We start from the raw sequence: 20,639 nt of genomic DNA, 5'->3' as shown, positions 1-20,639 counted from the left end.
GGGTCAGGCCCAGCCGAGGGCGCGCAGGAGGGCGGCGGTGGCGGCGCCGAGCACGACGACGACGATGAACGGCGCGCGCAGCAGGAGCGCGACGACGGCGATCCCCACGGCGGCCGCACGTGCATCGAGGACGAACGACCCGTCGGAACGGGTGAACGCCTGCGTCGCGACGAGGGCGGCGAGCAGCGCGATCGGCAGGGCGGCCGTGATCCGCCGGACCCGCGGCGCGTCGAGCAGGTGCGCGGGCACGAGGTGCCCGGCGAGCTTGAGCCCGAAGGCGATCGCGGCCGCGACGAGGACGGCGGTCCAGAGGCTCACGCCTGCTCCCTCCTCGGGGTGCGCCACGCCAGCAGCGAGGCCGCGGCTGCCGCCACGACGGGTATGCCGGGTGGCACCGTCGGCGACAGCAGCACCGCCACGACGGCGCCGACGACCGCGATGGCGACCGCGTCGCGGTCCCGCAGCCGCGGCCAGAGCAGGGCGGTGAAGGCGGCACAAGCGGCGGCGTCGAGGCCGTACGTGCGTGGGTCGCCGACCCGCCCGCCGACGAGTGCCCCGGCGAACGTGCTGAGGTTCCAGAGGGCGAAGACGGTGAGGCCGGTGAGCCAGAAGCCCAACCGCGACGTGCGTTCGTCGTCCTGGGCGACGGCGACCGCGGTCGACTCGTCGATGGTCAGGTGCGCGGCCGCCACCCGGCGGGTGCCACGGACACCGAGCAGGTGCGTCAGCTCGAGGGCGTAGAGGCCGTTGCGGATGCCGAGCATCGACGAGGCAGCAATCGCCGCGGGTGCGGCGTGGAGACCGTTCGCGATGATGCCGACGAAGGCGAACTGTGAGCCGCCGGTGAACATCAGCAGGGAGAGCGCCATCGCCTGCCACGTGTCGAGTCCGGCCGCGACGGCGAGGGCGCCGAAGCTGATGCCGTAGGCGCCGGTGGCGACCCCGACCGACAGGCTCTGGCGCACGACGTCCCGTCGTGCGCCCGGGTCGGCCGTCGCGGTCACGGGCCCTCCGTGGCCCTGCCGTCGTCGGCGGCCGGTGCGGTGTCGTCGGCGGCGGTTGCTGCGGAGTCCTCGGCGGTCGGGGGGGCGGCGTCGGCGGCGTCGGAGGCGTCGGCGGCGTCGGAGTCGTCGGCGAGGAGCGCGGACAGGCGGACCTCACCGGCCGTGTCGCCGTCCGGTGAGACGACGCGCTGGCGGTGCGCCCCGTCGGCCACCATCCCGGCAGCGGTGAGGAACCCGCGGGTCGCGTCGTCCGAGGCGAGCAGCCACGCGGCGAGCGCGGAGCGGCCACGAGCGCGAGCCGTGTCGACGACCGCGTGCAGCAGGCGCGAGCCGTGCCCCTGACGACGTGCGTCGGGGTGGACCCCGAGCACGATCAGCTCGGCGGTGCCGGCATCGGTGTCGGCGTCGTCGGACGCGCCGACGGCGGCGAAGCCGACGACCTGCTCGCCCGCACACGCCACGAGCAGCACGCCGTCCCCGGACCGCTCGCCCTCGAGCGTGGCACGCCAGGCGTTCGCGAACGCCCGGGGCTCGAAGGTGGCGAGCACCTCGGGAGCGAGCGCGGCGGCATACGCCTCCCGGAACACGACGGCCTGCACGAGGCCCACCGCAGGGGCGTCGGAGCCGCGAGCGACCCGGACCGACGCGTCGGCGACGGGTCCGCGGTCGTGCGCGTGGTCGTGCGGGTGGTCGTGTCCGTCGTCGGGTCCGTGGTCGTGTCCGTCGTCGGGTCCGTGGTCGTGCCCGTGCTGATGTGCGTTCGCGTCCTCGTGTGCCACCCCGGCATCCTCTCAGGCGTGGACGCGCCCGTTGTCCACCCCGGTGCACCCCGGCTTTGGACGCCCTCGGTTGCATCTCGCATACTGGACTCATGTATGGCAATGACGTCATCGACCCGAACGAACCGCTGAACGCGGCCGAGACCGCCGCCTACGACGCGGCGGCCGAGCACGACGACCAGCGGGACGGTCGGGACGCGGTCGGTGACGACTTCGACGCCCTGCTCGCCGCCGACCAGCGCATCGAGCCGCGCGACGCCATGCCCGACGAGTACCGCGAGACGCTGATCCGCCAGATCGCCCAGCACGCGCACTCCGAGATCATCGGCATGCAGCCCGAGGGCAACTGGATCACGCGCGCCCCGTCGCTGCGCCGCAAGGCCATCCTCATCGCCAAGGTCCAGGACGAGGCCGGCCACGGGCTCTACCTCTACTCCGCGGCCGAGACGCTCGGCATCGACCGGCAGGAGCTGCTCGAGCGGCTCCACGACGGCAAGCAGAAGTACTCCTCGATCTTCAACTACCCGACGCTGACGTGGGCCGACTGCGGCGCCATCGGCTGGCTCGTCGACGGTGCGGCGATCATGAACCAGGTGCCGCTGTGCCGGTGCTCCTACGGCCCGTACGCCCGCGCCATGATCCGCGTGTGCAAGGAGGAGTCCTTCCACCAGCGGCAGGGCTTCGAGATCCTCTGGAACCTCATGCGCGGCACCGAGTCCCAGAAGGCGATGGCCCAGGACGCCGCCGACCGCTGGTGGTGGCCGGCGCTCGCGATGTTCGGTCCGCCCGACACCGGTGAGGCTGCGAAGGGTGGCCACACCGAGCAGTCGATGGCCTGGGGCATCAAGCGGTTCAGCAACGACGACCTCCGCCAGAAGTTCGTCGACATGACCGTCCCGCAGGCCCAAAAGCTCGGCCTCACCCTGCCCGACCCCGACCTGCGCTGGAACGAGGAGCGCGGCCACTGGGACTTCGGCGAGATCGACTGGGACGAGTTCTGGCAGGTGCTGCGCGGCGACGGCCCGTGCAACGCCGAGCGCATCGAGCACCGCCGCCGGGCCCACGACGAGGGCGCCTGGGTGCGCGAGGCCGCCAACGCGTACGCCACCAAGCAGGCCGCCCGCGAGCGGGAGCAGCAGCAGAAGGAGAGTGCCGCGTGAGCGGAGCCACCACCCCGACCACCGGTGCCGGGGCCCCGTCCGAGCCTGCCCAGGGGGAGCGCAGCTGGCCCCTCTGGGAGGTGTTCGTGCGCGGCAAGCGCGGACTGTCGCACGTGCACGTCGGCTCGCTCCACGCGCCCGACGCCGAGCTCGCGCTGCGCAACGCCCGCGACGTCTACACGCGCCGCCAGGAGGGTGTCTCGATCTGGGTCGTCAAGGCCGACGACGTCACCGCGAGCAGCCCGTCCGAGAAGGACTCCTTCTTCGACCCGGCCGGCGACAAGATCTACCGGCACCCGACCTTCTACGACGTGCCCGAGGATGTCGAGTACCTGTGAGCACCTCAGCCAGCTCGCCCTCGACCGACACCGGCACCACGCCGGTCACCGAGCCGGTCACCGAGCCGGTCACCGAGCCGGTCACCGGCGCCGCGACCTCTGCCTCGGAGTCCGCGCAGCGTGAGTCCCTGCCCGGCGCCGCCGAGAACACCGGCGCCGCCCCCGGGGCCAAGCCGTATGCCGCCTACCTCCTCGGGCTCGCCGACGACGCCATGGTCTACGCCCAGCGCCTCGGCGAGTGGATGACGAACGCGCCGCAGATCGAGGAGGACATGGCGCTCGGGAACATCGCGCTCGACCTCCTCGGCCAGGCGCGTGGGCTCTACCCCTACATCGGCTCCATCGACGGCACCGGTCGCGGCGAGGACGACTACGCCATGCAGCGCGACGAGCGGGAGTGGCACAACGTCCACCTCGTCGAGCAGGAGCGTGGTGACTTCGCCGACGAGATGGCCCGGCTGCTCTGGTTCTCCGCCTACCAGGTCGAGCTGCACACGGCCCTGACCGGCTCGGGCGACGACGTCGTGGCGGGCGTCGCGGGCAAGGCCCTCAAGGAGGTGCGCTACCACCTCGACCACGCCTCGCTCTGGGTCGTGCGCCTCGGCGACGGCACCGCAGAGTCCCACCGACGCATGCAGGCGGCGCTCGAGCGCGTGCTGCCGCACCTCGCCGAGCTCTTCGACGACGACGAGGCCTCGGTGCTCGCGGCCGACCTCGAGGTCGGCGTGCTGCCCTCGACCCTCCATGACGCCGTCGTGGCCCGGGTCGCGCGCGTCGTCGAGCAGGGGACCCTGACGCTGCCCGACGGCTCGCGGTGGCGCTCGCGCGGAGGTCGCGCCGGCATCCACTCGCGTCCCATGGGCTCGCTCCTGGCCGAGATGCAACACATCGCACGGTCGCATCCCGGCGCGACGTGGTGACCGCCGTGGCCGTGGAGTCCGCTGTCGCAGAGGCGATCTCGCGCATCCCGGACCCCGAGGTGCCCGTCATCAGCATCGCCGACCTCGGCATCCTGCGAGACGTCGACGTCGACGAGCAGGCGCACACCGTCGCCGTGACGATCACCCCGACCTACAGCGGGTGCCCCGCCATGGAGGCGATCGCGTCACGCATCGTCTTCGAGGCCGCACGTCAGGGGTATGCCGCCGACGTCCGCACGCAGCTGTCGCCGGCGTGGACGACCGACTGGATGAGCGACGAAGGGCGAGCGGCACTGCTGCGCTTCGGGATCGCGCCCCCCGGCGCGGTGCCGGTGGCGGAGCCGCACGGTCCCGTGTCCGTGACCCTGAGCCGCCACGTCGTCGCCTGCCCCCGCTGCGGCTCCGCCGACACGACCGAGATCGCCCACTTCGGCTCGACCGCGTGCAAGGCCTTGCGCCGCTGCAACGCGTGCCTCGAGCCCTTCGACGAGTTCAAGGCCATCTGAATGACCGACGTCTCCACCCCGACCGCAGCCGATCCCGCCGCGGACACGGCCCCTGTCCAGGCCACGAGCGCCCGACACCGCGCGCGCTTCCACCCACTGACCGTCTCGTCGGTCGAGCGCCTCACCGACGAGGCCGTCGCGGTCACCTTCGCCGTGCCCGAGGACCTCGTCGACGAGTTCGTCTTCGAGCCCGGCCAGCACCTGACGCTCCGCGCCGAGATCCGCGGTGAGGACGTGCGCCAGTCCTACTCGATCTGCCAGTCACGCCGGGCCGACCCGGCCGGACGCAGCCTGCGGGTCGCGGCCGCGCGCGTGCCCGAGGGTCGCATGTCGAACTGGCTCAACGACGGCGTCTCGCGCGGCGCCGTCGTCGAGGTCATGACCCCGCAGGGGTCGTTCACCTGCCCGACCCGGCCGGACGGCATACGCCATCACGTCGCGATCGCGGCCGGCTCGGGCATCACGCCCGTCATCTCGCTGCTGACCACGGCGCTGGAGGAGGAGCCCGGGTCGCGCGCGACGCTGCTCTTCGGCAACCGGCGCACCAGCTCGATCATGTTCCTCGAGGAGCTCGAGGACCTCAAGAACCGCTTCCCGGGGCGCTTCCACCTCGTCAACGTCCTGTCCCGGGAGGCCCAGGACGTCGAGCTCTTCCACGGGCGGCTCGACAGCGAGCGGCTCGAGGCGATCTTCGGCACGCTGTTGCCGGTCGGGTCCGTCGACGAGTGGTACCTCTGCGGTCCGTTCGGCATGGTCACCGGCGCCGAGGGGCTGCTCACCGGGCGCGGCGTCGACCCGCGGCACATCCACCACGAGATCTTCCACGTCGACGACGGCACGGAGCCGAGGCGCAAGGTCGTCGTCGACGCCGGCGCACCGCCCGAGGCCACGGTCACGGTGAACCTCGACGGCCGCACGACGGTCATCCCGATGCCGAGCCGCGAGGAGACGATCCTCGACGCGACCCTGCGCGCCCGGCCCGACGCGCCCTACTCGTGCACGGGCGGCGTGTGCGGCACCTGTCGTGCCCGTCTGGTCTCGGGCGAGGTCTGGATGGACCGCAACTACGCGCTCGAACCCGAGGAGGTGGCAGCCGGCATCGTGCTCGCCTGCCAGAGCCACCCGGTCACCGACGAGGTCAGCCTCGACTACGACGCCTGACCGCGGCGGGGTCGCCTGCCGGCGCAGGTCCGTGTGCATTCGATGCCCCCTGGGGGCTGCATCTGCACACGGAGTCCGGCTGGCGACCGTCATCTGACCCTCTGCCGGATGACGAGGCAGGCTGGGAGGTGGCAGGGCTCGGCCCTGCCGGCCCACCCCCTGTCCCTGAAGATCGCGTCGAGGTCGGCTGCGAGCCCGCACGGTGCGTGAGCGACCTCAAGCCAAGTGGGCCGCACGGTCAGCCAGCCCGCGACCGCGCCGTCGAGGTCGCGCCGCCGGTCGACGGACTGGGCGGCCCAGCCCTCGTGCCCGAGCCGGCCGTCCACCTCCACGACGACCTTTACCTCGTCGTAGGCGCTGTCCCGGTGTCGTTGTCCGGGAGCGGGTGCCTGCCGCCGTCCGACGGGGAGCCGGTGCGCACGCTCGACATCGCGGACGTAGCGATACTCCGCTGCACTCTCGACGCCGTCTCGGACCTCACCCAGGGCCTCGAGCAACATCCTCCGCCGCGGCTGCCGTGGCCGTGCCGCTAGGGCACGGAGGAGCTGCTCCGGTGTGCAGAGGCGCAGCTGTTGCGCCTTGGCCATCACGGCCACCGAACGATCGAGAGTCTGGCCGGCGCAGAGGTCGAAGACGGTGTGCGCGGCCGTGACCCGATGGGGCCACGCAGTGGGGTCCAGACGTTCGTCGAAGTGGCGGCTCCGCACGATCGTGATCCCGTCGCGCGCGCGTCCCGACCGCCCGAGCGGCACGACGACCTCGATCGGGTCGTCCGGGCGGTTGAGCATCGTCCAGGCATGGCCCGCGCTGGGGCCGTGCAGCGCCGCCGGCCGACCCACGTGCAGCAGGGCGGCGACGGCCCTCAGGTCCCAACCAGACCGGCCTGGCTCGGTGAGGAACACGCGCGGGTGAACCACGGTCCACCGACCCGAGCTGACCCGCCAGCGGATCGCCTTCTCGGTCAGTCCCGCCGCCAGAGCCTGTTCGCGCGTCACGAGGCCCGACTGTCCCCGGATGCGCGCCGCGAGCAGAGGATCCATGACAAGAGCCTGTCGGCGCAGGAGCCTCCGGCGGGTAGCCCATCCACAGCCTCAGCCGACGCCCCACAGGCAACGGCTTCGTGTGCGCCGGCCGCCCTGCGCGGGGCGCCTCCTGCACACGAGCGCGCTCGGACAGCGGCCGGCGGCACGGCGTCCGGCCGCTGCAGGGCCTGCGGGTTAGGCTGCGGATCGTGCGGCAGTACCTCGATCTCCTCGACCACGTCCTGACCCACGGTCAGGAGAAGTCCGACCGGACGGGCACGGGCACGCTCAGCGTGTTCGGCCACCAGATGCGCTTCGACCTCGCCGACGGCTTCCCGGCCATGACGACGAAGAAGCTACACCTGCGCTCGATCATCGGCGAGCTGCTGTGGTTCCTGCGCGGCGACACCAACGTGCGCTGGCTCCAGGAGCGCGGGATCTCGATCTGGGACGAGTGGGCCGACCCCGCGACGGGCGACCTCGGCCCGATCTACGGCTACCAGTGGCGGTCGTGGCCCACGCCCGACGGCCGCCGCGTCGACCAGATCGCCAAGGTCATCGAGCAGATCCGCACCAACCCCGACAGCCGCCGCCTCATCGTCTCGGCCTGGAACGTCGCCGACGTCGACGACATGGCCCTGCCGCCGTGCCACACGATGTTCCAGTTCTACGTCTCGCCGCCCGGACCCGACGGCCGCCGGCGCCTCTCGTGCCAGCTCTACCAGCGCAGCGCCGACATCTTCCTCGGCGTGCCGTTCAACATCGCGAGCTACGCCCTGCTGACGCAGATGGTCGCCCAGCTGACCGACCTCGAGCCGGGGGAGTTCGTGCACACGCTCGGCGACGCACATCTCTACCTCAACCACCTCGACCAGGCCCGCCTGCAGCTGACCCGCACTCCGCACCCGCTCCCGACGATGCACATCACGCCGGGCAAGACGACCATCGACGACTTCGACCTCGACGACTTCGAGCTCGTCGACTACGTCGCCGATCCGGGCATCAGGGCCCCCATCGCCGTCTGAGCGGCCCGAGTCTGGGAGCCTTGGCGCCATGACCACCGCGCTGCCGAACGTGACGATGATCGCCGCCGTCGGACGCAACGGCGTCATCGGTGACGGGCTGACGATGCCGTGGCACCTGTCCGAGGACCTCAAGTTCTTCAAGCGCACGACGATGGGCCACCCGATGGTCATGGGTCGCCGCACGTTCGACTCGATGGGCGCGCTCCCCGGCCGGCGCAGCGTCGTCGTCACCCGCCAGCGCGACTGGAGCGCACCCGGCGTCGAGGTCGCGCACTCCCTCCCCGAGGCGCTCGCGCTCGTGGCCGAGGCCGAGCAGGTCTTCGTCGTCGGCGGGGGAGAGATCTACCGACAGGCGATGGCGTATGCCGTCCGCCTCCTCGTGACGGACGTCGACCAGTCCCCGGAGGGCTCGGTCACCTTCCCGGCCATCGACCCGGCCGTCTGGACCGAGACCGCCCGCGACGAGCAACCCGGCTTCGCCTGGGTCACCTACGAGCGGCGGGGCTGACACGGCATACGCGATCTCTCGGAAAGAAAGCCCGGATCGGGCTGTAACGCCCGGGCGAACGCGCCGATATAGGAGGTGGCGAGGCACTACTCGGACCCCCGAGCGAGTAGTGCCTCGCCTTCTGCGTCCCCCGGTCCATGTTTCGCGCGCTCGTGCCTTGAGCGCGCGATTTGCCGCCGCGGCGCGTGAAACCTGGCGCGCTGGACGCGACGATCGCGCGCTCGCAGCCGGAGCGCGCGAAACATCCGAGTGCGGTGGCGGGCGCGCGGGTGGGCGTGGCGTCGTGAGCGAGGGCCCGGGCGCTAACCTTGGCCTCATGGCTGACGCACCCGCCCTCGGACGTGTTCTCTCGGCGATGGTCACGCCCATGCGGCCCGATGGCTCGATCGACCTCGACGCCGCGCAGCGGGTCGCGGCCCACCTCGTCGACGCCGGTCACGACGGCCTCGTCGTCTCGGGCACGACCGGCGAGTCGCCCACCACCTCGTCCGACGAGAAGGACGAGCTGCTCCGCGCCGTCATCGAGGCCGTCGGCGACCGCTGCGTCGTCATCGCGGGCGCCGGCAGCAACGACACCGCCAAGAGCGTCGAGGCGGTGCGCCACGCGCAGAAGGCCGGCGCCGACGCCGTGCTCGCCGTGACGCCGTACTACAACAAGCCCCCGCAGGCGGGACTCGTCGCCCACTTCACGGCCCTCGCCGACGCGAGCGACCTGCCCGTCATGGTCTACGACATCCCCGGCCGCTCGGGCATCGCCATCGCGCGCGAGACCTACCTGCGCATCGCCGAGCACGACCGCATCGCCGCCGTGAAGGATGCCCGCGGCGACCTCTGGTTCGCGAGCGAGATGATGCAGGAGACGGGCCTCGACTGGTACTCCGGCGACGACGCCATGAACCTCGGCCACTTCGTCAACGGCGCCGTCGGCTTCGTCGGCGTCACGTCCCAGGTGGCCCCGGCGGCCTACCGGGAGATGGCCGACGCCGTCGTCGACGGGCGCTGGGACGACGCCCGAGCCGTGCACCGACGCCTCACCCCGATCGTCAACGCCGTCATGAACGTCACCCAGGGCGCCATCATGGCCAAGGCCGGCCTCGCCGAGCAGGGCATCATCGAGTCGACGGCCGTGCGGCTGCCGCTCGTGCCCGCCGACGAGGCGCAGACCGCCCTCGTCCGGGCCGCTCTCGCCGCTCTCGCCGCCACCGCGGCCCACCCGGCGGTCGGATGACCGCCCCGCTGACCTCCGACCGGAGCCCCCGACGGCCCGGTAGCACCACCGAATGACAGGACACCTGTGAGCCACCCCCACCCCGAGCTGACCATGCCGCCCGCCCTCCCCGACAACGGCCTGAGGGTCGTCGCGCTCGGAGGGCTCGGCGAGGTCGGCCGCAACATGGCCGTGCTGGAGACGAAGGGCAAGCTGCTCGTCATCGACTGCGGCGTGCTCTTCCCCGAGGACCACCACCCCGGAGTCGACCTCATCCTGCCGGACTTCACCTACATCGCCGACCGGCTCGACGACATCGAGGCCATCGTCCTCACGCACGGCCACGAGGACCACATCGGCGCCGTGCCGTACCTGCTCAAGCTCAAGGGCGACATCCCGATCATCGGCTCGACCCTGACCCTGGCGCTCGTCGAGGCCAAGCTCAAGGAGCACCGGATCCGTCCGTACTCCATGGCCGTCAAGGAGGGCCAGCGCGAGAAGCTCGGCGTCTTCGACCTCGAGTTCGTCGCGGTCAACCACTCGATCCCCGACGCGCTCGCCGTCTTCGTGCGCACCGAGGCCGGCACGCTGCTGCACACCGGCGACTTCAAGATGGACCAGCTGCCGCTCGACGGCCGCCTCACCGACCTGCGTGCCTTCGCCCGGCTCGGCGAGGAGGGCGTCGACCTCTTCCTCACCGACTCGACGAACGCCGACGTCCCCGGCTTCACGACGCCCGAGCTCGAGATCGCTCCGGCCATCGACAAGGTCTTCCGCCACGCCCAGCGCCGCGTCATCGTCGCCTGCTTCAGCAGCCACGTGCACCGCGTGCAGCAGGTGCTCGACGCCGCGGAGAAGGCCGGCCGCAAGGTCGCCATGGTGGGGCGCTCGATGGTGCGCAACATGGGCATCGCCGCCGAGCTCGGCTACCTCCGGGTGCCCGACGGCATCCTCATCGACATCAAGAAGATCGACAGCCTGCGTGACGACGAGCTCGTCCTCATCTGCACCGGCTCCCAGGGTGAGCCGATGGCGGCCCTCTCGCGGATGGCGAACCGCGAGCACCGCATCGACGTCGGCCCCGGCGACACGGTGCTGCTCGCGAGCAGCCTCATCCCCGGCAACGAGAACGCCGTCTACCGCATCATCAACGGCCTCATGCGCCTCGGCGCCAACGTCGTGCACAAGGGCAATGCCAAGGTGCACGTCTCGGGCCACGCCAGCGCGGGCGAGCTGCTCTACTGCTACAACATCGTCAAGCCGCGCAACGTCCTTCCCGTGCACGGCGAGTGGCGGCACATGTATGCCAACGCCCAGCTCGCCATCGCCTCCGGCGTCCACGAGGACAACGTCGTGCTCGCCGAGGACGGCGTCGTCGTCGATCTCGTCAACGGGGTCGCCGAGGTGACCGGTGTCGTCGAGTGCGGCTACGTCTACGTCGACGGCAGCAGCGTGGGCGGCGCCGACGAGGCGCTGCTCAAGGACCGGCGGATCCTGCGCGACGAGGGTTTCATCACCTGCGTCGTCGTGCTCGACGCGGCCACCGGCAAGATCGCGAGCGGCCCGGAGATCACGGCCCGCGGGTTCGTCGAGGACGACGAGATCTTCCAGCAGGTCATCCCCAAGGTCGAGCGGGCCATCGAGGAGGCCGTCGCCAAGGGTGTCCGCGACGACCAGCAGCTCCAGCAGGTCATCCGGCGCGCGGTCGGCTCGTGGGTCGGTGGCAAGATCCGCCGCCGGCCGATGATCATCCCGGTCGTGCTGCAGGCCTGACGTGACGGTGCAGGAGGCCGCCCGGGGGCACCTCGACAGCGACGACGGCCACGACGGTCCCTCCGGTCCTCCGGGGGAGCCCGCCGAGTCGTCGACGTGGGAGCCGGCCGGACGTCGTCCCCGCGGGCGCTGGGTCGACGTCGTCATCGGCGTCGTCCTGCTCGGGCTCGTCGCCGTCGGGGCGCTGCGCTGGTACGACTCGACGGCATACGTCGTCGTCGTGCTCCAGACGGCAGGGCCCTTCGTCGTCATCGGCCTGGGCCTGCTCGCCGTGGCGACGCTCGTGCTGCGGCGGTGGTGGATGCTCGTCCCCGTCGTCGCCGCGCTCGTCGTGGCGGCGACGGTCGCCGCGCCGGCCTTCCGAGCCACCTCCTCGCCGACGGCCGACCGAGACCTCACGGTCATGTCGGCCAACGTCTGGATCGGGGCGGCCAACGCCGGCCAGCTCATGGATGCCGTGCGCTTCCACTCCGTCGACGTCCTCGTGCTCACCGAGGCGACACCCGCGATCCTGCGGCGACTCGACGCCGAAGGGGCAGCCGACTACTTCAGCCAGCGGGAGGGCGTCGCCCGGGCCAGCACCTACACGGGGACGATGGTCCTGTCGCGCTACCCGCTCTCGGTGCGCAGCCTCGGCACCGACCCGGCGCTCGAGGGCACCCGGAGCGTCCAGCCCGAGGTCGACGTGACCGTGCCCAACGGCACGGTGCGTCTCAAGGTCGCCCATCCCACGGCGCCCTTGCGCGGTGACACCGTCGAGTGGCGCGCGGGCCTGCGGGCGCTCCAGTCGTGGAAGCAGCGTCTCGACGGCGACGAGCTCCTCGTCATGGCCGGCGACTTCAACGCCGGCTTCGGCCACCCCGGCTTCCGCGACCTCGCCGCGGGCCTCGACGACGCGCAGCGCACCGACGGGCAGGGCTGGGTGCGCACCTGGCCCTTCGCGGGCAACCGGCTTCCGGCCTTCGTCCAGCTCGACCACCTGCTGAGCCGCGGCCTCACGGTCGTCGAGGCCGGGCAGGTGGCTCTCAACCGGGCCGACCACGCCGCGGTCTGGGCGAGCTACGCCCTGCCGGCGCGCTGACCCGACCCTGAGCGTTCGAGCGCACCGACCGCGCCGGCGCACCGGCGCACGGACCTGCTCAGCGGCGTACGCCCGCGCTCACCAGGGTCGCTCGACCTCGACGTCGCGCGGGTCGGTGCCCTCGAGCGCCCATCCGGTCTCGGTGAGCGTCCACTCCGCGTCGGTGCCGTGCTCGACGAGCCCCGCGACGGCCGCGACGAGACGCTCGACGCCCTCGAGCGTGCTGCCGAGGCCGATGCTGGCGCGGACCGCGGTGGCGGAACGCTCGCCCCACGGGTCCTCGAGGAGCTCGTCGACGAGCAGGTGGGCGCAGAACTTGCCGTCCCGCACGCCGATGCCGTGCTCGACGGAGAGGACCTGCGAGACGAGCGAGGAGTCCCAGCCGTCCATGGTGAAGGCGACGACGCCGACCCGGTCGCTGTCGTCACCGAAGATCGACAGGACCTCGACGCCCGCGACGTCGTCGAGTCCGGCGCGGAGCCGCTCGAGGAGGCGGGTCTCGTGCTCCTCGATGGCCTCGCGGTGCCGGCGGATCGTCGAGCAGGCCGCGGCGAGGGCGATGGCGCCGATGACGTTGGGGCTGCCGCCCTCGTGGCGCGCCGGCCCGGTCGCCCACGTGGTGCCGTCCTCGGTCACCGAGCGCGTCGCGCCGCCACCGAGCAGGTAGGGGTTGCCGGCGTCGAGCCAGTCGGAGCGCCCGGCGAGGACGCCCGCGCCGTAGGGGGCGTACGTCTTGTGCCCCGAGAACGCGACGTAGTCGGCGTCCCACGCGGCGAGGTCGATGGTGCGGTGCGCCGAGAGCTGGGCCGCGTCGACGGCGATCCGGGCGCCGTGCTCGTGCGCCAGGGTGGCGAAGCGCTCGACCGGCCAGACCTCTCCCGTCACGTTCGAGGCGGCCGCGACGACGACGAGGCGGTGGCGCGACGGGTGGTCGGTCAGCGCCTCCTCGAGCAGGGCGTGCGCGTCCTCGACGGTCTGCGGGACGGGGAGGCGCACGGTGCGGAAGCGGCCCCAGGGCAGCAAGGTCGAGTGGTGCTCGGTGCCGAAGACGAAGACCGTCGTGCGGCTCGGCAGCGCCTTGCTCAGCAGGGCCCACGAGTCGGTCGTCGTCCGGGTGAAGATGACGGAGTCGCCCTCACGCGCGCCGACGAAGGCGGCGACCTCGGCGCGGGCCTGCTCGTACCACGCGCTCGTCAGCCGCGAGGCGAACCCGGCGCCGCGGTGCACGGACGAGTAGGTCTCGAGCGCGCGGTCGACCGCGGCCTGGACCGTCTCGAGCGCCGGCGTCGAGGCCGCGTGGTCGAGGTTGGCGTATGCCGTGTCGCCGTGGAGCGTGGGCACGCGCAGTCCCGCGCCGACGACGGTGGGCAGCGTGCGCGCCTCGGGCACGACGTGCAGGGCGCGGGTGCGCACGACGGGTGCGGGGGAGCCGCCACAGAGGGAGGCCGCTGGGTGCGTCGAGGGAAGGACCGACATGGGAGTGCTCCTGGGTCATGGGACCCACCCGGTGCAGGTCCGCGCTTGCCGACCTCGATCACACGTTCAGACCGAGGATGGCCTGGTCGTCACCCGGAGCACCCCACCGCGGAGGAGGGTTGCTGGCCAGCGAGCCGGGGCTTGTCACTGGCACTCATGACCTGCGCCCGACGATAAAGGGGTCGGTCGCCGGCTGTCCACCGCCCGGTCCCCGGGTGTCGCGATCTGAGACGCCGACCCCGCCGGGGCCCTCGCGGGACGACGGCGGGCGCGGCCACGGCATACGGCGGCCGCGTCCGACTGGTCAGCCCTGTTGCGCGTGTGACGCGTGAGTTCAGCGGTGCGTTGACGTACGGTGCGAGCATGGCGTCACGTCCGTCCACCAACCAGCGCTCGAGCTCCGCCGCGGCCACCCGTGCCAAGGGGTCCGCGGGCAGCGCCTCGTCACGCCCTCCGGCAGCCCGGGGCGGCCGGCCCGCGCAGCGCAAGCCCGCGGCCCGCAAGCCCGCCGCCAAGACCGCGTCCAAGACGCGGGGCGGAGGCCTCCCCTTCCCGCTCGGCGCGATGCGCAACACGTGGATGGGCGTCTCGCACATGGCGGGGGGAGCGGTGCGCCGCGTCGGCCACAGTGCCGCCGACCTCGAGCCGGAGCACCGCCGCGACGGCATCGGCTTCGCGCTCATCGCGCTCGCCGTCGTCGTCGCCGCCCGTGAGTGGTGGGGCGTCTCCGGCACCTTCGGCCAGGTGGTGCACGCCGTCTTCGCCGGCACCTTCGGCCGCGTCGCCTACGCCGTCCCGCTCGTGCTGCTCGCCCTCGGCCTGCGCATGCTGCGCGCCCCCCAGGACGACGCCGCGACCAACCGCGTCGTCGTCGGCACCATCGCCCTGACCTTCGCCGCGTGCGGTCTGTCGCACCTTGCCGACGGCATCCCCAACCCGCCCGACGGCGCCGACGGCATGCGTGCCGCCGGCGGCATCCTCGGCTTCCTCGCCTCGAGCCCGCTCGCGGCGGCCGTCTCGACCTACGGGGCGCTCGTCCTGCTCGTCCTGCTCGGTCTCTTCGGCCTGCTCGTCATCACGGCGACGCCGGTCAACATGATCCCGACCCGCCTGCGCCAGCTGCGCGCCCTCGTCATCGACCGCGACCACGTCGACGAGCAGCCCGACGAGGCTCTCGACGCCCCTGCCGCAGCGGTGAAGCGCGCGCGCCGCAAGGCCGTCGACCTCGCCGACCGCGACGGCGACGAGGCGTTCCGCCAGGCCGCGCAGAAGGCCCTCGAGGACGAGGCGACCACGCAGCTGCGACCGGGCGAGAAGCGCCCGACCCCTCCCGGTCTGCTCGCCCCGCGTCCCGGCGGCGAGAAGGGGGTCGAGAAGGTCATCGACGCCACCGACCCCAAGACGCTCGGGGCGCCCGACACGAGCAAGGTCGGACCCAAGGCCGAGCTCATCCCGCCGCCCATGTCCGACCTGCCGGCTCGCGTCGAGCAGCTCAGTCTCGGCGGCGACATCACCTACCAGCTGCCCGACCACGCGATGCTGACGCCGGGGCCGCCGCACAAGACGCGCAGCGAGACCAACGACCGCGTCGTCGAGTCGCTGACCAACGTCTTCGACCAGTTCGACATCGACGCCGCCGTCACGGGGTTCACCCGCGGCCCGACGGTCACGCGCTACGAGGTCGAGCTCGGCTCGGGCACCAAGGTCGAGCGCGTCACCGCCCTCTCCAAGAACATCGCGTATGCCGTCGCCTCGGCCGACGTGCGCATCCTCAGCCCCATCCCGGGCAAGTCCGCGATCGGCATCGAGATCCCGAACCTCGACCGCGAGAACGTGTCCCTCGGCGACGTGCTGCGCAGCAACACGGCCCGCACCAACGAGCACCCGATGGTCATGGGTGTCGGCAAGGACGTCGAGGGCGCCTACGTCATCGCCAACCTCGCGAAGATGCCGCACCTGCTCGTCGCGGGCGCCACCGGCTCGGGCAAGTCGAGCTTCGTCAACTCGATGATCACCTCGATCCTCATGCGCTCGACGCCCGAGGAGGTCCGGATGATCCTCGTCGACCCGAAGCGCGTCGAGCTGACGGCCTACGAAGGCATCCCGCACCTCATCACGCCGATCATCACCAACCCCAAGAAGGCCGCCGAGGCCCTCGCGTGGGTCGTCAAGGAGATGGACCAGCGCTACGACGACCTCGCGGCGTTCGGCTTCAAGCACGTCGACGACTTCAACAAGGCGGTCCGCGCCGGCAAGGTCAAGCCGCTGCCAGGCTCGGAGCGCCAGATCACGACCTACCCCTACCTCCTCGTCGTCGTCGACGAGCTCGCCGACCTCATGATGGTCGCCCCGCGCGACGTCGAGGAGTCGGTCGTGCGCATCACCCAGCTCGCCCGTGCCGCCGGCATCCACCTCGTCCTCGCGACGCAGCGTCCGTCGGTCGACGTCGTCACGGGCCTCATCAAGGCCAACGTCCCCTCGCGCATGGCGTTCGCGACGTCCTCGCTCGCGGACTCCCGCGTCGTGCTCGACCAGCCCGGCGCCGAGAAGCTCATCGGCCAGGGTGACGCGCTCTTCCTGCCGATGGGCGCGAGCAAGCCGATGCGTGTCCAGGGCGCGTGGGTCAACGAGTCCGAGATCCACGAGGTCGTCAAGTTCGTCACGACCCAGCTCAAGCCCAACTACGTCGAGAACGTCACCGTCGCGGCGCCCAAGAAGCAGATCGACGACGACATCGGCGACGACCTCGACGTGCTGCTCCAGGCCACCGAGCTCGTCGTCACGACCCAGTTCGGCTCGACGTCGATGCTCCAGCGCAAGCTGCGCGTCGGCTTCGCCAAGGCCGGACGGCTCATGGACCTGCTCGAGTCGCGCGGCGTCGTCGGCCCGAGCGAGGGCTCCAAGGCCCGCGACGTGCTCGTGCGCCCGGACGACCTCGAGCAGACGCTCGCGCTGCTGCGCGGCGAGGACGTGCCGCACCCCAACGAGCCCGTCGACGACGACTTCGCCGACATCGTCGAGCCCGCCGAGCCGTACGCCGCCCCGCCCGTCGACGTGGAGCCCCCGGACGTGTCGGCCGGCTACGCCGAGGAGCCCGACGATGAGGTCGCGCCGCAGCGCACGGCCTCGCTCGTCGCCGAGCGCGGTGAGCAGCGTGCCCACGAGGACGAGACGACCGCGGTCCCGACGGCGCGGTGGACGCCCGGCGACATGACGCGCACGGTCGACGAGGACGACGAGGAGTCCGAGGATGCCTGGAACCTCACCGACCGCGGCGGTCGAGAGCGCTACTGACCCCCGAGGGCCCGACACCCTGAGGCCGAGAGCCCCGACCCCACCGCGGTTCAGGGGTTGAAGCGGTAGCCGAGACCGGGTTCGGTGACGAGGTGGCGCGGGTTCGCCGGGTCGGGCTCGAGCTTGCGGCGCAGCTGGTTGGCGTAGACGCGCAGGTAGTTCGACTCGCGCCCGTACGAAGGGCCCCAGACGGCTCTGAGCAGGTCCTGCTGCTGGACGAGGTGACCGGGCTCGCGGCACAGCGCCTCGAGCACCCGCCACTCGGTCGGCGTGAGACGGACGTCCTCGCCCTCGACGGTCGCCCTCCGCTCGGCGAAGTCGAGGACGAAGTGGTCGGTCGCGACCGGCCCGAGGTGCCGGCCGAGGTCGCCGCCGCGGCGCACGGCCGCGCGCACCCGAGCGAGCAGCTCCTCGACACCGAAGGGCTTCGTGACGTAGTCGTCCGCGCCGAGGTCGAGCGCCTCGATCTTGTCGTCGGACTCGTGACGTGCCGACAGGACGATGACCGGGACGACCGACGCGGCGCGGATGCGGCGCAGCACCTCGGTGCCGTCGAGGTCGGGCAGTCCGAGGTCGAGGATGACGACGTCGGGTGCGTCCTCGAGCACCGACTGGACCGCGGTGCGACCGTCGGCGGCCGTGACGACCTCGTTGCCGTGGGCCCGCAGCGCGATCGTCAGGGTGCGCTGAAGCCGCGGGTCGTCGTCGACGACGAGCACTCGGGTCACGCGTCCTCCTTCGTCTCGGCAGGCCCGGCAGGCCCGGCAGGCCCAGCAGCCTCGGTCGAGGTGATGCTGTCAGCCACGTCGGTGCCGCCATCACCTCGACCCGAGGGGACCGGCGGGGTGAGCGGCAGCTCGACGACCATCGTGAGGCCACCGCCCGGGGTGTCCTCCGGCACGAGCGAGCCGCCCAGCACGGTCATCAGTCCCCGAGCCACAGCCAGGCCGAGGCCGAGGCCGTCGCCCTGCGGGGCGTCCCCGGCCCGCTGGAACGCAGCGAAGATGCGCTCCTTGTCGGCATCGGACACGCCCGGTCCGCGGTCGATGACCCGCAGCTGCACGGTGGCTCCGATCCGGCCTGCCGTGAGGCGCACCTCTGCGTCGCCGCTGTGCCTCAGGGCGTTCTCGACGACGTTGGCGAGCACGCGGTCGAGCAGTCCCAGGTCGGTCCGCACGAGGGGGAGGTCCGGCTCGAGGTCGACGTCGACGCGCTGGGGGGCGGAGGTGGTGCGCACCGTCGACACGACGGCGTCGAGCAGGTCGATCGAGTGGTGGTGCGCGCGCACGGCACCGGTCTCGAGCCGGGACAGGTCGAGGAGGTTGCCGATGAGGGCGTCGAGGCGGTCCGCGCTCTCCTCGATCGACTCGAGCAGCTCTGCCTCGTCGTCGGCCGTCAGGTCGAGACCGGACTGGCGCAGCGTGGAGACCCCCGCCTTGATGCTCGCGAGGGGCGTGCGCAGATCGTGCGAGACGGCGGCGAGCAGAGTCGTGCGCGCGGCGTTGTCGCGGGCGAGCCCGGCGGCCTCGCGCGCGGCCCGGACGAGCTGCTCGCGTCCGTGCAGGATCGCGGCGTGGGTGGCGTACGCGTTGACGACGCGCTGGTCCTCGGCCGCCACGGGCGGTCCGTCGAGCAGCAGGTGGACACCGTCGTCGACGGTGATGTCCAGAGCCCACACGGCGCCGGCCGGGAGCACGGTGCCTGCGGGCAGGTGGGGGTCGGTCGAGGCGACGACGGTCGACGGCTGGTCCGGGTGCGACTCGGTGAGCACGGCAGCGCGCATGCCGAGGTCGTCGCGCGCCCGGTCGAGCAGGGCCGGCAGGGGTCGCGGCTCGGCGAGCAGGTCGCGGCTCATCGCGGCGAGCGCCGACGACTCGCGCTCGGCCGAGACCGCCTGCTCGGTGCGCCGGGCTGCGACGTTGACGACCGACGAGACCGCCATGGCCACGAGCACGAAGACGGCGAGAGCCAAGGCGTTGGGTGGGTCACTGATGGTGAGCGTGCCCCGTGGCTCGGTGAAGAACCAGTTGACGACGAGCGAGCCGACGACGGCGCAGAAGAGCGCCGGCCAGATGCCACCCACGAGGGCGCACACGACGGTCAGCGCGAGGTAGAGGAGCAGGTCGAGCGAGAGCGTGTGCCCCTCCCGGGTGGCGACGAGCACGGCGGTCAGCCCGACGAGGGCGACGACGGCGAACAGCATCCCGCCGACGACCCGGCGGGCGGGCAGGCCAGTGGCGTTCCGGCGACGGCTGGCGACCTTCGACCCCTCGTGAGGGACCAGGTGGACGTCGATGTCGCCCGAGCCGTCGGCCACCTCGGAGGCGATGCTCGGACGCAGGATCTGCTGCCACCGGCCTCGCCGGCTGACGCCGACGACGATCTGCGTCGCGTTGACGCCGCGGGCGTGGTCGAGGATCGCCTCTGCGACGTCCTGGCCGGAGACGTCCTGGAACTCCGCCCCGAGGTCGCGAGCCAGTTGCCGCAGCCGAACCAGCACGGCAGGGTCGGTCGACGTGAGGCCCTCGGACGACCGGACGTGACAGGCGATGAGGTCACCGCCGGCCGCGCGGGTGGCGAGGCGGGCACCTCGCCGGAGCAGCGTCTCGCTGCCGGCGCCGCCGGTCAGGGCCACGACGACGCGCTCGCGAGTGGGCCACTGCTCGCTGATGCCCTGGTCGGCCCGGTAGCGTTCGAGCGCCTCGTCGACCCGGTCCGCGAGCCACAGCAGCGCGATCTCGCGCAACGCGGAGAGGTTCCCCGTCCGGAAGTAGTTGGCGAGGGCGGCATCGACCTTGTCGGGTCCGTAGATGTTTCCGTGCGCCATCCGACGGCGCAGCGCCTCGGGTGACATGTCCACGAGCTCCACCTGGTCGGCCCGGCGTACGACCTCGTCGGGGACGGTCTCCTGCTGTCGGATGCCCGTGATCGACTCGACGACGTCGTTGAGCGACTCGAGGTGCTGGATGTTGACGGTCGAGATGACGTCGATGCCGGCCTCGAGGATCTCCTCGACGTCCTGCCAGCGCTTCTCGTGCCCGTCACGCGACGCGTCCCCGGCCCCGCCGCCCGACGGGGCGCCCGAGCCGGGGACGTTGGTGTGGGCGAGCTCGTCGACGAGGACCACGTGAGGGTGTCGGGCGAGGACCGCGGCGACGTCGAGCTCGGTGAGCCGGTTGCCGCGGTACTCGACCGTGCGACGAGGGAGGACCTCGAGGCCCTCGAGCATGGCCGCCGTGTGGGACCGCCCGTGCGTCTCGACGTAGCCGACGACGACGTCCGTGCCCCGCGAGAGGCGCCGGTGCGCCTCGTCGAGCATCGCGACCGTCTTGCCGACTCCGGGCGCGGCCCCGAGGTAGATCCGAAGCGACCCTCGACCCATGCG

General features: G+C 72.3%; 18 protein-coding genes and 1 riboswitch. Of the genes, 11 read left to right on the top strand and 7 right to left on the bottom strand.

The genetic code is table 11. The annotated features are described in order from the left end of the window. Positions 1 to 3: 3 nt before the first annotated feature. Genes AB4Z14_RS08000 through AB4Z14_RS07990 form a run of 3 tightly spaced genes read right to left on the bottom strand, consistent with a single transcriptional unit; the run spans position 4 to position 1,783 of the window. A complete protein-coding gene (locus AB4Z14_RS08000) occupies positions 4 to 318 on the bottom strand; it encodes an AzlD domain-containing protein (RefSeq protein WP_442274743.1) in 315 nt (104 codons plus the stop codon). Beyond that, on the bottom strand, positions 315 to 1,004 hold the full coding sequence (locus AB4Z14_RS07995; RefSeq protein ID WP_442274742.1) for an AzlC family ABC transporter permease: 690 nt from the start codon (positions 1,002 to 1,004) through the stop codon (positions 315 to 317). The genes AB4Z14_RS08000 and AB4Z14_RS07995 overlap by 4 nt, the downstream gene beginning before the upstream one ends. Next, a complete protein-coding gene (locus AB4Z14_RS07990) occupies positions 1,001 to 1,783 on the bottom strand; it encodes a GNAT family N-acetyltransferase (protein ID WP_442274741.1) in 783 nt (260 codons plus the stop codon). Before AB4Z14_RS07990 ends, AB4Z14_RS07995 begins: the two co-directional genes overlap by 4 nt. Before the next feature lie 92 nt (positions 1,784 to 1,875). Between AB4Z14_RS07990 and paaA the strand changes: the two genes are divergently transcribed. The 5 genes from paaA to paaE are packed head-to-tail and all read left to right on the top strand — an operon-like array spanning position 1,876 to position 5,868. After that, positions 1,876 to 2,943, top strand: coding sequence for a 1,2-phenylacetyl-CoA epoxidase subunit PaaA (gene paaA, locus AB4Z14_RS07985; RefSeq protein WP_442274740.1), 1,068 nt, complete (start codon positions 1,876 to 1,878; stop codon positions 2,941 to 2,943). After that, positions 2,940 to 3,281 carry a 1,2-phenylacetyl-CoA epoxidase subunit PaaB gene (gene paaB, locus AB4Z14_RS07980; RefSeq protein ID WP_056780265.1) on the top strand — a complete coding sequence of 114 codons (342 nt, stop codon included), beginning with the start codon at positions 2,940 to 2,942 and terminating at the stop codon, positions 3,279 to 3,281. The genes paaA and paaB overlap by 4 nt, the downstream gene beginning before the upstream one ends. Next, positions 3,278 to 4,201 (top strand): 1,2-phenylacetyl-CoA epoxidase subunit PaaC, encoded by a 924-nt coding sequence (paaC, locus tag AB4Z14_RS07975; RefSeq protein WP_442274739.1) that lies wholly within the window; start codon positions 3,278 to 3,280, stop codon positions 4,199 to 4,201. The genes paaB and paaC overlap by 4 nt, the downstream gene beginning before the upstream one ends. Then, complete coding sequence (gene paaD, locus AB4Z14_RS07970; RefSeq protein WP_442274879.1) at positions 4,198 to 4,707, top strand: 1,2-phenylacetyl-CoA epoxidase subunit PaaD; 510 nt, start codon at positions 4,198 to 4,200, stop codon at positions 4,705 to 4,707. Before paaC ends, paaD begins: the two co-directional genes overlap by 4 nt. Next, on the top strand, positions 4,708 to 5,868 hold the full coding sequence (gene paaE / locus AB4Z14_RS07965) for a 1,2-phenylacetyl-CoA epoxidase subunit PaaE (RefSeq protein ID WP_442274738.1): 1,161 nt from the start codon (positions 4,708 to 4,710) through the stop codon (positions 5,866 to 5,868). A gap of 89 nt (positions 5,869 to 5,957) precedes the next feature. Here paaE and AB4Z14_RS07960 read toward each other — a convergent pair whose 3' ends face one another. Further along, positions 5,958 to 6,908 (bottom strand): type IV toxin-antitoxin system AbiEi family antitoxin domain-containing protein, encoded by a 951-nt coding sequence (locus AB4Z14_RS07960; protein ID WP_442274737.1) that lies wholly within the window; start codon positions 6,906 to 6,908, stop codon positions 5,958 to 5,960. Between the two features lie 191 nt (positions 6,909 to 7,099). Between AB4Z14_RS07960 and AB4Z14_RS07955 the strand changes: the two genes are divergently transcribed. The 5 genes from AB4Z14_RS07955 (at position 7,100) to AB4Z14_RS07935 (ending at position 12,484) form a co-directional block, all read left to right on the top strand. Continuing rightward, complete coding sequence (locus AB4Z14_RS07955; protein WP_442274736.1) at positions 7,100 to 7,915, top strand: thymidylate synthase; 816 nt, start codon at positions 7,100 to 7,102, stop codon at positions 7,913 to 7,915. 28 nt (positions 7,916 to 7,943) lie between these two features. Then, the gene (locus tag AB4Z14_RS07950; protein ID WP_442274735.1) at positions 7,944 to 8,423 is read left to right on the top strand and encodes a dihydrofolate reductase; all 480 of its coding nucleotides are present in this window, start codon (positions 7,944 to 7,946) and stop codon (positions 8,421 to 8,423) included. Between the two features lie 316 nt (positions 8,424 to 8,739). Continuing rightward, positions 8,740 to 9,651 carry a 4-hydroxy-tetrahydrodipicolinate synthase gene (gene dapA, locus AB4Z14_RS07945; RefSeq protein WP_442274734.1) on the top strand — a complete coding sequence of 304 codons (912 nt, stop codon included), beginning with the start codon at positions 8,740 to 8,742 and terminating at the stop codon, positions 9,649 to 9,651. Positions 9,652 to 9,717: 66 nt separating this feature from the next. Continuing rightward, positions 9,718 to 11,403 (top strand): ribonuclease J, encoded by a 1,686-nt coding sequence (locus AB4Z14_RS07940; RefSeq protein WP_442274733.1) that lies wholly within the window; start codon positions 9,718 to 9,720, stop codon positions 11,401 to 11,403. A gap of 1 nt (position 11,404) precedes the next feature. After that, positions 11,405 to 12,484, top strand: coding sequence for an endonuclease/exonuclease/phosphatase family protein (locus tag AB4Z14_RS07935; RefSeq protein ID WP_442274732.1), 1,080 nt, complete (start codon positions 11,405 to 11,407; stop codon positions 12,482 to 12,484). A gap of 78 nt (positions 12,485 to 12,562) precedes the next feature. Here the strand turns inward: AB4Z14_RS07935 and AB4Z14_RS07930 are convergent, their stop codons facing one another. Further along, positions 12,563 to 13,960 (bottom strand): aminotransferase class V-fold PLP-dependent enzyme, encoded by a 1,398-nt coding sequence (locus AB4Z14_RS07930; RefSeq protein WP_442274731.1) that lies wholly within the window; start codon positions 13,958 to 13,960, stop codon positions 12,563 to 12,565. 36 nt (positions 13,961 to 13,996) lie between these two features. Beyond that, positions 13,997 to 14,122, bottom strand: a riboswitch (SAM riboswitch). 201 nt (positions 14,123 to 14,323) lie between these two features. Here AB4Z14_RS07930 and AB4Z14_RS07925 point away from each other — a divergent pair. Further along, entirely contained in the window at positions 14,324 to 17,254 is a 2,931-nt protein-coding gene (locus AB4Z14_RS07925) for a DNA translocase FtsK 4TM domain-containing protein (RefSeq protein ID WP_442274730.1), read from the top strand. Between the two features lie 50 nt (positions 17,255 to 17,304). Here the strand turns inward: AB4Z14_RS07925 and AB4Z14_RS07920 are convergent, their stop codons facing one another. Then, on the bottom strand, positions 17,305 to 17,982 hold the full coding sequence (locus AB4Z14_RS07920) for a response regulator transcription factor (RefSeq protein ID WP_442274729.1): 678 nt from the start codon (positions 17,980 to 17,982) through the stop codon (positions 17,305 to 17,307). Then, positions 17,979 to 20,636 carry a DUF4118 domain-containing protein gene (locus AB4Z14_RS07915; protein WP_442274728.1) on the bottom strand — a complete coding sequence of 886 codons (2,658 nt, stop codon included), beginning with the start codon at positions 20,634 to 20,636 and terminating at the stop codon, positions 17,979 to 17,981. The genes AB4Z14_RS07920 and AB4Z14_RS07915 overlap by 4 nt, the downstream gene beginning before the upstream one ends. Positions 20,637 to 20,639 lie beyond the last annotated feature (3 nt).

Source organism: Terrabacter sp. 2TAF16 (assembly GCF_052115065.1).
GTDB lineage: Bacteria > Actinomycetota > Actinomycetes > Actinomycetales > Dermatophilaceae > Terrabacter.
Note: the sequence above shows the minus strand (reverse complement) of the source record. Positions and strands in the feature narration are given on the sequence as shown.

Coding starts and splice junctions, on each gene's coding strand:
- paaA (WP_442274740.1), top strand. CDS start 1,876: ATGTATGGCAATGACGTCATCGACCCGAACGAACCGCTGAACGCGGCC.
- paaE (WP_442274738.1), top strand. CDS start 4,708: ATGACCGACGTCTCCACCCCGACCGCAGCCGATCCCGCCGCGGACACG.
- AB4Z14_RS07960 (WP_442274737.1), bottom strand. CDS start 6,908: ATGGATCCTCTGCTCGCGGCGCGCATCCGGGGACAGTCGGGCCTCGTG.
- AB4Z14_RS07950 (WP_442274735.1), top strand. CDS start 7,944: ATGACCACCGCGCTGCCGAACGTGACGATGATCGCCGCCGTCGGACGC.
- dapA (WP_442274734.1), top strand. CDS start 8,740: ATGGCTGACGCACCCGCCCTCGGACGTGTTCTCTCGGCGATGGTCACG.
- AB4Z14_RS07930 (WP_442274731.1), bottom strand. CDS start 13,960: ATGTCGGTCCTTCCCTCGACGCACCCAGCGGCCTCCCTCTGTGGCGGC.
- AB4Z14_RS07925 (WP_442274730.1), top strand. CDS start 14,324: ATGGCGTCACGTCCGTCCACCAACCAGCGCTCGAGCTCCGCCGCGGCC.
- AB4Z14_RS07915 (WP_442274728.1), bottom strand. CDS start 20,636: ATGGGTCGAGGGTCGCTTCGGATCTACCTCGGGGCCGCGCCCGGAGTC.